At 38.7% G+C, this 12,961-nt stretch carries 10 protein-coding genes and 1 pseudogene; 1 reads left to right on the top strand and 10 read right to left on the bottom strand.

Annotation, left to right across the window (positions count from 1 at the left end):
* Positions 1-3: 3 nt before the first annotated feature.
* The 8 genes from J2S74_RS01875 to J2S74_RS01840 form a co-directional block, all read right to left on the bottom strand.
* Positions 4-720 carry a helix-turn-helix transcriptional regulator gene (locus tag J2S74_RS01875; protein ID WP_307321086.1) on the bottom strand — a complete coding sequence of 239 codons (717 nt, stop codon included), beginning with the start codon at positions 718-720 and terminating at the stop codon, positions 4-6.
* Between the two features lie 97 nt (positions 721-817).
* Positions 818-2,362: a DUF4127 family protein gene (locus tag J2S74_RS01870; RefSeq protein WP_307321084.1), complete on the bottom strand. Its 1,545-nt coding sequence runs from the start codon at positions 2,360-2,362 to the stop codon at positions 818-820.
* A gap of 16 nt (positions 2,363-2,378) precedes the next feature.
* Positions 2,379-3,257 (bottom strand): carbohydrate ABC transporter permease, encoded by an 879-nt coding sequence (locus J2S74_RS01865; protein ID WP_307321081.1) that lies wholly within the window; start codon positions 3,255-3,257, stop codon positions 2,379-2,381.
* Positions 3,258-3,268: 11 nt separating this feature from the next.
* Positions 3,269-4,243: a carbohydrate ABC transporter permease gene (locus J2S74_RS01860; RefSeq protein ID WP_307321079.1), complete on the bottom strand. Its 975-nt coding sequence runs from the start codon at positions 4,241-4,243 to the stop codon at positions 3,269-3,271.
* Between the two features lie 87 nt (positions 4,244-4,330).
* The gene (locus J2S74_RS01855; RefSeq protein ID WP_307321076.1) at positions 4,331-5,602 is read right to left on the bottom strand and encodes an ABC transporter substrate-binding protein; all 1,272 of its coding nucleotides are present in this window, start codon (positions 5,600-5,602) and stop codon (positions 4,331-4,333) included.
* Positions 5,603-5,711: 109 nt separating this feature from the next.
* Complete coding sequence (locus tag J2S74_RS01850; RefSeq protein ID WP_307321074.1) at positions 5,712-6,887, bottom strand: ROK family transcriptional regulator; 1,176 nt, start codon at positions 6,885-6,887, stop codon at positions 5,712-5,714.
* Between the two features lie 2 nt (positions 6,888-6,889).
* Positions 6,890-8,257, bottom strand: a complete 1,368-nt coding sequence (locus J2S74_RS01845) for an FAD-dependent oxidoreductase (protein ID WP_307321071.1) — start codon at positions 8,255-8,257, stop codon at positions 6,890-6,892.
* Positions 8,258-8,264: 7 nt separating this feature from the next.
* Complete coding sequence (locus J2S74_RS01840; RefSeq protein WP_307321070.1) at positions 8,265-8,960, bottom strand: hypothetical protein; 696 nt, start codon at positions 8,958-8,960, stop codon at positions 8,265-8,267.
* Positions 8,961-9,343: 383 nt separating this feature from the next.
* On the opposite strand from J2S74_RS01840, the gene J2S74_RS01835 reads away from it, so the two are divergent.
* Entirely contained in the window at positions 9,344-11,104 is a 1,761-nt protein-coding gene (locus J2S74_RS01835) for an ATP-binding protein (RefSeq protein ID WP_307321068.1), read from the top strand.
* Between the two features lie 40 nt (positions 11,105-11,144).
* Here J2S74_RS01835 and J2S74_RS01830 read toward each other — a convergent pair.
* Together J2S74_RS01830 and J2S74_RS01825 are read right to left on the bottom strand one after the other, a co-directional pair.
* A pseudogene (locus tag J2S74_RS01830) lies at positions 11,145-11,324 on the bottom strand (cytosine deaminase); the annotation flags it as partial.
* A gap of 246 nt (positions 11,325-11,570) precedes the next feature.
* Positions 11,571-12,944, bottom strand: a complete 1,374-nt coding sequence (locus J2S74_RS01825) for a sodium-dependent transporter (RefSeq protein ID WP_307321065.1) — start codon at positions 12,942-12,944, stop codon at positions 11,571-11,573.
* Positions 12,945-12,961 lie beyond the last annotated feature (17 nt).

The following is a 12,961-nucleotide window of genomic DNA, read 5'->3' as shown; positions in this document are numbered from 1 at the left end:
TATTTAACTAAATGCAGCTTTTACCCCTTCTGTTTTCACGGTTGTAAGCATTTCTCTTGGTGTCATTCCCCAGTATCTTCGAAAAACCTTTGTAAAATAACTAACATCCTTATAAGCTAGCTTTTGAGAAACAACAGATATTTTATCCCCATTTTGCAGCAGTGTTTTTGCCAAAAGCATTTTCCGTTCCATAACATAATGGGAAAAGGACATGCCTACCTCTTTACTAAAGAGACGGCTTAAATAGGAGGAGTTTACATAAATACTCTCTGCTGCATCCTTTAAGGATATATCTTCATAAATCCTCTCTTCTACAAAGGAGATGACCTGCTGAACGAGTTTATTTTGCGGTTGACCATCCTTTTGAATGTTTTGTAAGATTTTATCACTAATATCTTCAAAGACGTTAACTAATTCGTGATGACTAGTGATCTCCTTCCTATCTATTTTGTAAATGTCATTAGTATAAAGGACTTCATGGATATACCAGCCCTTTTTTTGTATAAAAGCTATAAACAAACTCATTAAATAATAATACTTTTCCTTTCTATCCATATCAGCTGATCGATGAATAGAAGTTTGATGAATATAGCTTTTTAATAGGGATACGATTTCTTTTTTATCGAGGGCTTCAAGAGCGATTTCCAGGTTCTTATCAAGCCGAGTAACTTTTAATCGTTGATTATATAAAAGATAGTTCCCATTTCGTTCCTTTAACATTTTCCTCCTCCTTCATATCTACCATCTCCGTGATATAAGAGGGGCCATTTTCTCTATCCGCTTACTAGCACCGCTATATTTGGATTATTTATAACATTTAACTCCCTTTACCTACCTTCACTCTAACTTCAAACGTCCTATTCCATGGCAGCTCACAAAGGGATAGATTCCAATTATCCCTAGCAGAAACAGGTCCCATTGGCAAATAACTAACTAGCCGGTTAAAGTAAGGAATCATTTCCTTCTTTACTAGTTGGTTTACTTCCTCATATTTCCCCTCTAAATTCGTCCCATCTACATTTAAACGATCCGTTATGTCCAAATTCACTTTCCCTCGTACGTTCGCTTGATAAGCCCACTCATCCATTAGGCGCTCCATCATAAAAGAAAGGTGCTCCTGTTCCAGAGCTTCCTTCCCCCCCTGCTTCCGTTGAGCAATAATAGAGATAATCGATTGGGTAATACATGTTCCTAACGTATTTCCTGCCGTATTCCACCCTGCATAAGCGGTCAATGAAAAAAATAAATTTTCCGTTAATAAAAATTGTACCAATTCTACATCAGATGCATTTGGAAAGCTAATATCTGCTACACTAACAGCTCTTCCCTGTTTAAGATCATATTCAATAGATTCTATTAAATAGAGCAACGGGTGACGGGAATTAAAATGGGCTTTTTCCTCTAAAGGGTGGTTCCCATCAATATCTCCCCCAACAGGCGTATTCACATACAAAACAAGGTCGGCTTCAGAAACCTCATCCACTACTAATGCACCTGCCGCGGTTATATGACTAGTGACACTCTCCTCTACAGGACGGTCCTCAAACTTTGCAACCTCCAATTTACCTGACGAAGAAGCATATTTCGGATAAATTTTGATCCTGCTGTTCTCCCAATATTGAACCATCCTAGCAAGTAACGTTTGGGTTGCTTCGTCAGCCCCTGGATACACCAGTACCTTCCGTTGAACATTCAACTCAAATACTTTCTTAACAAGGGTTCTTTGCTCCATAAGATGCATGCCTACTGCACTGGCATCCTCCTGTGTAATTGCTAAAAAGTCTATGGTTCCGTCTGCTACCCAATCAATCATCAGCTGATTCATGTGATGGTTTCTTTCTCTTGCATCTAAATATTCTTGAAGCACTTCCTTAGGAATTTGCTTTTCCAAAGCCTTAAGTTCCCCTTCTACCTCTCCTTCTTGTAGACGATGGAGTCGGTCATATAGCTGAGAGTAGGCAAATACCTGCTTCCAATATTGGGTGAAAAGCTTATTTTTCGTAGTAATGGAAATTCGCATTAAAACATTCACTGCATAAATCAATAAATGAGGGTGATCCTCTCTAAGCTGTTTAATGATGCCAACAATTCCTTTACATGTTTCTAAATCTCTTTCCATAATTCTTGATGGGATGAGCCCTCCGTATGCAAGCTGATCAATAGATAAGATCATCCCGTCTACTTTGGGGGCTGTTTCTTTTAACCAGTCACTAATTTTCTCCGTGTCACCAAAATAAGTAAATTCTCCAATTATCTCTTTAGGAGGCTGAAAAACTTGTACAGCTCCCCACTTACCAAAGCTTTCTGTGAAATCATAACAGCACGGTCGATTGTCTAAGGGCAAAATGGCGACTTTTTTCATCTTATCCTACCTTCCATTACTTATCAGAGCTAATATTAATGTTCATAAAATACTTTTGAGCAAAAATAAACACGATAATGATCGGTAACGATACCCATACAGTGGCGGCCATAAGCGGTCCCCAATCCGTGGTGTACTGAGAAGTTTGGAAGCTTTGCAACCCTAATTGTACAGGCATTAAGTTTTGGTCATTAATAACAATTAACGGCCAGAAGAAATCATCCCACATCATAGAAAAGACAAAAACGACAAGGGTAGCAGAGGCTGGTTTGATTAAAGGGAACATCACCCTCCAAAAAATACCAAATTCAGAACAACCATCAATTCGGGCCGCATCCTCTAAGCTCTTTGGCAATGTTAAAAAGAATTGTCTCATGAGAAATACTCCAAAAGGAAAGAGTAACCTTGGCACAATTAAGGCACTGTAAGTATTTAATAATCCCGTACCTCCACCCCATATGCCATTGCCTCCTGTAAATGGGAAATTTACAATAATTAAATACAATGGTATAAGCATTACCTCGAAAGGAATCATCATAGAAGCAAGCAATAATATAAATAGAAAGTTCCTTCCAGGAAACTCTAGTCTTGCAAAGGCATAACCTGTTATGGCACATAAAAATAAGGAACTAAAGGTAATAACCCCGGCAACAAATGCCGTATTAAAGAAAAACCTTTCCCACGGTGCCGCTTTCCATGCAGCGACGTAATGATCAAAAATAATTTCATTCGGAATAATCGTTGGTGGGTATGCAAACATTTCTGTGTTGGGCTTAAAAGAGGTAACCGTCATCCAAATGAAAGGCCAAAGCATGATAATAGCAATGGCTGACATAAGAAGAAATAACCATAATTTATTTATCGCCTGTTTTACATCCCTACTATTTCTAGTCATGCTCTCCCTCCTTATAGATCATAGTTAACCTTCTTTTGTGTAATGAACATATTAATTAGTGTAAGCGTTAAGATAATAAAGAATAAGACAAATGCAATGGCGGATGCATAGCCCATTTCATATCGCTCAAATCCGTAAACAAAAATCAAATACACTAGAGTAGTTGTCGATTGAACAGGTCCACCGGAAGTCATGGCATAGATTTCCCCAAAGGTTTGGAATGTACTGATCGTTGCCATAACAAAAACGAAAAATGTAGTCGGTGCTAAAAGAGGCCACGTTATTTTCCAAAAGCTCATCCATCGCCCTGCCCCTTCAATAGAGGCAGCCTCATACAATGTTTTCGGTATGGATTGTAGTCCCGCTAAGAAAATAACCATATTCCACCCCACCCCTTTCCATACACGCATAAGCGCTAATGCCGGAAGGGCGAGGTCAGGATCATTTAACCAACTTTGTGGATTAAAACCAAGCTGAATGAGTACATAATTGATTAGTCCATTATTGGAGTCATAAAGCCACATCCAAATCATCGATGCTGCAATAATGGAAGTTACAACAGGCACATAATACGCGGCCCGAAAAAAGTTCATTCCCCTCATCTTTCTATTCACCAATAGTGCAAGACATAAGGAAATGGATATATTTAATGGTATTACCATTAGTGCGTAATAGGTTGTATTCCAAAGGGCGTTGCGAAAGGCATTATCGTTCATTAACCTCTGATAATTATTGATACCAACAATTTCTCCTGGGGTAAAAATGGTATAGCTTGTAAAGCTTAAGTAAAAAGCCCATATCACTGGTATAAATAGAAAGACCACAAACAATAAGTAAGCCGGAGCAATAAACGTGTAGCCTGCAATTGCCCTCTTTCTGTTTTGCGTACTCCCCCAATATTCTTTTTTCCTTTGAAAATAGCTTTTCTTTGACGGAGGAGGAGAGGAAGGAGTATTGACTGGTATATTTGGTTCGTTATTGGCCATCTGGTCATCACCCTAATGAAATAATTAGTTAGGAGGGTGACTTAGATGACCGAATTTTCAGTCATCTACATCACCCTTGAAAAGCTTTTATCGGTTTATTTCCTCATTAATTTCCTTTTCTGCATTTTCAACCGCTTCCTGTGGAGTCAATTGACCGTATATTGCCTTCTCCACATTGGCGGCGACGATATCACGGATAGCAGTCCAGCGAGGTACGTTCGGATTCGCCTTCCCATCCACTTCCGTCGTTAGCTGAACAAATTCATAGAAGAGACGATCTTCTTTAACAAAATCTGCTTCAGCAACATCTAATCTTACAGGTAAGAACTTAAGCTCTGAAGAAACCTTTTCGATATTATCTCGATTACCAATAAAGGACATTAGTTTCCAAGCCTCATCCTTATGATCTGAATTGGCATTCATAAAGAATCCAGATGAACCAACAAGTGTAGTTGTACCCTCTAACCCTCGTGGAGGTGCTGCTACCTTAATATGTTCATAGGCATCTGGAGTATAAGTTAAAATTTGATCAATCGCCCATACACCATCGAATGTAAAGGCTACTTCTCCAGTACCTAGAGGATGCTGATCCCCCTGACCTCCCATTCCAGCTATTGGGGTCAATTCTCTATCAAAGAAGGCTTTATAGAACTCTATGGCCTTTACTGCTTCCTCTGAATTGATGGCAGCTTCTGAGAAATCCTCACTTAAAATGTCTCCCCCATTGGACCAGAGGAATGCGCTCCAAATTTGCTGCAAATCATTTCCTTCCGTTGGTAATGTTGTAGCTGCTCGCACGAAACGGGATCCGTCTCTTTCTACAAATGCCTCACTTATTTCTAGAAGCTCATCAAGGGTTTCAGGAATCTCCACTCCTGCTTCTTGAAAGATATCCTCCCGATAGAACATCATCCGGTTAGCCCCTTGAATAGGGACGACATAATAGTCTCCGTCAACGGCGCCGGCTTCTAAATAACCCGGATTAAATTCCGAGTAATCAGCCCAATCGTCAAAGTAGGCATTTAATGGTTCAATCTGATTTCCCGCTGCAAAGCCAGCAGCTGCTGCCGCACCATGCATGAATACATCAGGTCCAACACCACCAGCTAAAGAGGTGCTGAGCTTTTGATCAAGCTCCCCCCATGGTTCAAATTGAACATTTGCCGTAATTCCTTCTGATTCATATTGTTCATTAAAATCATCAATAATCGCACGGAACGTTTCTTGGATTTGGTTACTGTTACCGGCAACCCAAATGGTTAATTCAGTTTCTCCATCTCCAGAAGTACCTTCCCCGCCACAAGCTGTAACTACGACTAGAAGAACTGCCGTGAGCATACATACTATCCACTTTTTCACTTTTCCTTCCCCCTTTTGATTTATCCGCGTCACAGGCTCCATCTAAAAACCTTATTAAGTGTATATTCTTACTCTTTTTCTATCTCCCCCTTTCATAGGGTATAAAGCCCTAATGAATTAATTGTCTTATAGCCCGTTCCTTAGCTATTGCAAGACACCCATATAGACCTACATGCTCCACTTCCTCAGAAACCTTCATTTCAATAGGAAAGGGATAGATTCGATAAACCTCGTTCTTAATTTTTGGGAATAGATAATTTGATAAGGCCATTAACTCTCCACCTACTACTACTAACTGAGGATTTATCAGAGCAGAAACATTAGCAATCATAACTGCAATATGCTTTGCTAATTTGTCTACAACTTGGTGAACGTAAGCATCTCCTTTGGAAAGTAAATCAAGAACATACTCTAAAAACCTTTCATCGTCCTCCTCATAAATGGAAACTGAACTACCGGCTCTAGTTCCTAATACTGCATTTCTTAATGCATCTAACGAAAGAATCGTTTCATAATATTGTAGATTCTGATCTGTTACTGAAGAGGACATCAAGGCAACTTCTCCTGCTCCACCAAAGGAACCTTTGTAAAGTTCCCCATGTATAATGAGACCAGAGCCAAGTCCCCTTCCAATGCTAATAAAAACCATATTTTCTGTTCGCTCATATTTTTTAAGACTTTGGTATTCTGCCAATGTAGCTAGATTAATGTCGTTTTCTAAGACGACAGAGATATTCAATCGTTCCTGTAGAATAAGGGCTGGATTTACATCCTGCCAATTAATTTGTTCAGGATCTAGCCTGATATGACGATGATTCATTAAAATTCCTGGAGAGGCAATAGCAATAGCAAGAACAGAAGTAGGTGGTACTTTTTCTTCGTTTAAGACCATGTAAATATGCTCTTCAATCATGTTAATTAAATCATGACCAACCACATTTTTTGTTCTTTGTCCCTTCGTAATTTTTTCAGGTTTTCCAGATAAATCACTAAGGGCACTTACAATTCTCCCCTTACTCAAATCAATTCCTAATATATAGCCGTATTTAAAATTAAACTGAAGCATAATCGGTTTTCTGCCTGCTGCAGATTTTCCAAGTCCCCTCTCATATAAGATACCTGCTCGAAGCAAAGGTTCTACATTACTAGAGATACTTGGTGCACTGATGTTTAGGCTTTTTGCCAGATCAGCACGTGATATTTGTTTCTTCTTTAGAATTTCTTCCAGAATTAAATTCTGGTTATGGATTCTTACAAAACTTTGGTCTCCTCCCTTTTTAATCATAATTAACTCTCCTCAATTTCTTTTTCTGTTAAATAGCACTCTTGTTTTCTAAGGGATTGCTGTAATTTTTCAATAGAGATGTTTCTTGGAAGCTGTTCTTCATGGACGGCTATTGCTGCAGCTGTCCCTGCCGCCTGACCGACAAGCATAGCAGTAGGGGTTACCCGTGCAGATGCTAAAGCTTCATGCGTAGCCGATAAGCACCTTCCAGCAACTAAAAGATTCGGTACTTCTTTATTCAAAATGGAGCGGTATGGGATATCATAAATCGTTCCCGGTTCCATCTGAATGACATTTATTTCATCACCATCGGGGGCGTGAATATCAATAGGATAGGAACCTAATGCAATGACATCATCAAACTTTCTACCAGTAACGACGTCTTCCCCTGTGAGGACATATTCGCCGATAATTCTTCTAGACTCCCGTACACCAATCTGTGTGCCGCAATTGATTAAAATCGCCTCTTCAAATCCTGGAACGTCCCTTTGAAGAAACTGGACAACCTCCATTACCTGTCTTCTTGAGATAATTTCCGCTTTACTTAAGGCCTGACCGTCTGTGGCATCATAGCGAATAACCCTTGTCATATTAACGGAAACTTCCCCTTCTGTGGGGAGTTCAAATAAGAGAACTCTATCACGGTCAATAGTAAACCGCCCTTCCTCTTTCGCCTTTTTAACAAGGCTAAAGAATCCTGAAACAGCCACCATTGGGAACGAGTCCCAGTCTTTAGCTAAAACAAAGTCATCCGGGTTATTTCTCATATATTCTTTCACTTTTTCTAGGTTTACCTTTCCCATCCGAAACATCATACTCATCGGTTGAGCGAGACCGTCCTTTGGGCGTCCCTTCTCATAGGGAACTCCAGCCATTGCTACGACGTCACCATCGCCAGTACAGTCAATAAATACCTTTGCCTGCACTTTATAATGACCGGATTTATTATAAAGCTGAAGGGCTTTCAAAGTCCCTTCTTCTTTTAATTCAACACCTGTAACTACGGTATGAAGCTGCAATTTTACATCGCTTTCCTCTGCCATTTCTTGATAAATATATTTTAATTTCTCCACATCTACCGGGGTAACAGTTGGAACGAAACCAATCATATCCCTCACATGCCCTGGAGTTCCACCTATTTGTTTTAAACGTTGGATTACCTCTTCCCCAATCCCTTTAGCAATTTGCTTTTCACCTGCATGGAAGGTTTGAAGAGGTCCAACTAACGCATTTGTAGCCATTCCCCCTAAAAAGCCATACTTTTCAATAAGCAGTGTCTTTGCTCCGGATCTTGCTGAGGCTATAGCAGCAGTAATTCCTGATGGCCCGCCTCCAGCAACGACCACGTCAAATTGTTCATCTATGACCACTTGGGCATCACATCCTTAATCGATCTATTTCTTGTTTATACGCTTTTGTTGTTTCATAGATTTGATCAGCCGTTTTACCAGTAACAACGGCACCAATCATAAGACCATGAACACCAATTTTATATAATGCTTTTAAATCTTCTAGCTGTATTTTTTTTTGAGTAGGGATAACGATAGGTTGATTGACTTGAGAAATAAGATATTGGTAATGAAGTAGATCTTGGAGGCTTAATTCTGTACCATAGGCTGCTGGTTTCATTACAGAAGCTTCAAGTACTTCAATATTTGCGCTGTTGAAAGAGTGTAATTCGTAGTTGGTATATTCGTTGGATAATGCGATCATTTTTTCTAAGTGGTTATCTTCAAGAAGCCAGGCTGGAGCTGTATGTGAATAAATAGATAAGAAAGTAAATCCTATCTCTTTTAGACTTTTTATTTCTTCCGGTTTTACCTTTTCTGGTAAATCGCCAGGAACAACTCCGGTGGGGCCTCGAAATAGTTGGTTCATTTGTTGAAAAAAATCTTTATTTTCCTCTAAGGTCCCAAAGGAATTTCCACTTGCACGATGCTCCACATTCATATGGACCTTTATGACATCCGCTCCCCCATCAGAAGCTGCTTTAACTAACTCCATGGAGTTTTCTGGGAGGCTGACAATTAAATTCATCGGCTTTGCCTTTAATAAATCAGTGAACGTCGTCACTTTCCTCACCCCTTTATGTAAATTTTAGGAATTATCAATTAATTAATTAACTATCGTAATTTTCTGACTTTAGTTTAGTTAACCATGAATTAATTACTTGTTCAAGGTACTTTAAAGAAAAGGTAAAATTATTACCAAAAAGTCATAACAGCAAGGGGAATTCGACTACCTTCGTCAAAATAATAGTAAATTCCTTAGGTGGTTGGTTAGTTTTAGGCTTGGAAGAGGTATATTCTATTAATAAACTTTATTAATTAATTCGTCCTCAATGCGCTTCCCTCCACTTATTTCTTCCACACTTATGTTGTTGATTAATAGGACTTATTACCTTAGAATTAATAAAGTATCAGCCTGAATAATCGATAGTGATAGGAGGGAATAGGATGTCAAATTTTTCATTATTTAGTAGACTTACTAAGGCTCACATTTACATATTTCTAGTTGCTGTAATAGGGTGGAGTCTATTTTTTCTACATGACATTTATATTCCAAATCCTACTATGTTAGATTGGGCTCTATTTTTACTGTTAACGAATGCCGTTGTCCTTTTAAATAAATATCGAATTATTCTTCCATTTGATCGAAATTCCCTTTCGATGGACTCTGCCATCTACATAGCGATTCTTTTTATGTATGGTTTGGAAATGACCTTGGCAGTGTTAATAGCAGGGAGTATCCTTTTTGCCATTATCGACAGGGTTACGGAGTGGTGGAAGCATATATTTAATATAGCCATGTTTATTATTACTATTACGGTTGCACACTACGTTTTTATCTTAGTCGGTGGTGAAACTGGTATATTGCATTTAGCCAGTTCCTTTCCCTATATACTCTCCATGGCAGTGTATTTTTCCATTAATATCATCATGATTAGTATCGTTTTTCAGTTGCGTCTTCCAACCTCTCCACCGCTTCTTGATGTTATGAAAGAAGTTGGAAAAGAAGCAATTTTAAACTACGTTATTACATTAGCACTAGCATTTATACTTGCTATGCTACTAGAAAGCTATTCTATTTTCGGAACTATTGTTTTTTCTTTTGTGGTTATTTTAACGTCCCTAGCATTTTACAAATACTTTCATCTTTATGATCAAATGTCTAACGAAAAGAATTATCAAGAGCAGATACTTAATTCACTTCCAGTTGGCATCATAACGGTGGGCAGTATACCTTCTGAAATTTTTCTAAACTCTACTGCCGAAACTCTTTTAAATTGTAATAAAACAAAAATCAATCAATTAGTGACAGAAGAACAAATAAAAAATAAAGAGTTCTGGTCGATTTTTTCAACGGAAGAAAATTTTCAGAACATCAAAGTCACTTATATATCCCATGACGAGACATTTCTGCTGCTTGTCTCACAATCACAGCTTTATAACCAGCATCAAAACCCTATCGGCCGAATTTTCTTCTTTATTGACATAACGGATACTTCTGAAATGGAGACACGGATGCATCAATCGGAGAAATTGGCTCTCCTAGGTGAACTAGCTGCAGGTGCTGCCCATGAAATACGAAATCCATTGACAGTTGTACACGGCTTACTTTCTATGTTGAAAAAAAGTTTTTCCACGGAAGATCAAAGGAAATTCCACTTTCCATTAATGTTAAGTGAATTTGAGAGAATTAATTTCATTATCGAAGAAATGCTAATGGTCGCAAAGCCAGGGGCACCTAAATTTAAAGAAGGGAAAATACGAGATATTATCCTAGAGATAACTGATCTTTACAGAAAATCTACTGCTAATCAACAACTACAATTCAACATTAATATAGAGGATACAACATTGATGATGGATGAGATGCAAATCAAGCAAGTCCTCCACAATATTATAAGGAATAGCAGTGAAGCGATGAATGGAAAGGGCACAATCTTATTTTTTTCAAAAATAGAAAGGGACCATTACCACTTTTATATCCAAGACACTGGTACTGGGATTCCAAAAGAAATCCAAGGGCAAATATTTAACCCATTTACAACATCTAAAGAAACCGGCACAGGATTAGGACTTACTATTGTTCAAAGAATTATAGAAAATCACAATGGAAACATTCAATTGCACTCAAGCTCAGGAAATGGCACCACCTTTGTTATCTCCCTACCACTTCTAAATAAACAAGAAAAAAACAGGCTATCTTCATAACTCCCCACCAACAAACTTGGCGGGGAGCACTCTAAATCCTTTATTTATTAAAATCAACTGTTTCTTGTTTTCCATCCAGTTGGATCATGGTTTCCGATAGTTTCGTTTCTGCGATGATCTTGCCGTTTCGGATGGAGTAGCGAACGGCTGCTTGTTTGCGGATGGCTTCATATTCGTTTTCCGCCCCAAGGATGATAAAGTTCGCTGGCTTCCCAGCTTCCCCATTTGGAAAGGACAGGATTCCTTCCTGTGGAAAAGCAACGATTAGTAATTCAACGTATGGTGCAACCTCTTCTTTCACATCTAGCATGAGCCTTTATAAAACACCTAAACAATAAGAGGCATTCCGTCAATTGGTTTACTTGACGGAATGCCTCCTGGCCATGTACTACGCAGTTTTGAATCATACATCAATAATAGGAATCTTCCATTCTATCGACAAAATCCGGTGGTGACAGGCACGCTCCTAGAAGAAGCTAGTAGCGATTGTGTGAATAATAATGATGGCCATTCCTACTGGTACGATGTAACGTAACACGAAGAAGAATGTTTTAAACAATCCGTTATCAGCAAAATCTGAGTTCTCATATACTTCTCTTCGCGTCCATCCCCAACCAACAAATAGTACGATGATTAGACCACCAATCGGTAAGAATAACTTGTATGCAAATAATTCAACAAATCCGAAGAAATTGTAATCACGGAAAATTGTAAAATCAGCTAATGGACCAAAGCTTAAGGAAACTGGGATACCCGCTATAAAAATAAGGGATCCTAGTAAGATTGTTACTTTTTGACGGGCCCATCCTAATTTTCGCATGAAATAAGCAACAGCTACCTCTATTAGTGAAATAGCAGAGGAAAGGGCTGCGATCGCTAACATGAAGAAGAATAGTATACCGAATACAATTCCAAACCCACCCATGCTTTCAAAAATAGTTGGTAATGCGAAGAATACTAAGCCTACACTTCCAGCTGGCTCACCACCAAAAGCGAATAAAGCAGGGAAAATCATTAAACCAGCAAAAATAGCAAATAGGGTATCTAATGTAACAATCGTCCCAGCAGCTTTAGGTAATTTTTGCTGTTGCTTAATATAACTACTGTACGTAATCATTGCACCCATACCTAAGCTAAGAGTAAACATCGCTTGACCCATTGCCATCGCGAACACACTTGGATTAGTAAAAGCCGCTGCCCAATCTGGAACAAACATAAAATCTAAAGCTTCACGTGTTCCGCCTAAAGTTAAACTATAAATAGCTAAGAATAAGATCAACAAACCAAGTGTAGGTAAAATAAATTTATTTGCTTTTTCAATACCTTTCTTAATACCTAAACTAACAATCCCTACTACAAGGAGCATAAAGATAAAGTGCCAAATAAGCGGTTCAACGCTGTTTCCTGCAAATGAAGCCCAGTAACCTGTAGCTTCACCAACATCCGTTGTTCCAACACCACCAGTTAAATACACTGTAAAATATTTTAATGTCCACCCAGCAATAACGGAGTAGAAAGACATAATGAAGAAGGCAGCTGCAACCCCTATACCTCCAGCTATATACCACTTTTTACCCGGTGCTATTTTATGGAATGACTCTACTGCATCGCTTTTAGCACGTCGTCCAATCATAAACTCCGACATCATTAGTGGAAAACCAATGAATAAAATACAAGCTAAATAAATAATTAAAAATGCTCCACCACCGTTACTTCCTAATTGGTAAGAGAAACCCCAAATGTTTCCTAAACCAACAGCAGATCCAACCGCAGCAAGAATAAACCCCCAACGGGTCGCCCAAAATTCTCTACCTTGAGCCGTTTCAAGATTTTGTGACATTTTCATCTCCTCCTGTT

Source organism: Evansella vedderi, from assembly GCF_030813435.1.
In the GTDB taxonomy this organism is placed as follows: domain Bacteria; phylum Bacillota; class Bacilli; order Bacillales; family Salisediminibacteriaceae; genus Evansella; species Evansella vedderi.
This window is presented reverse-complemented; position numbering and strand designations above follow the sequence as displayed.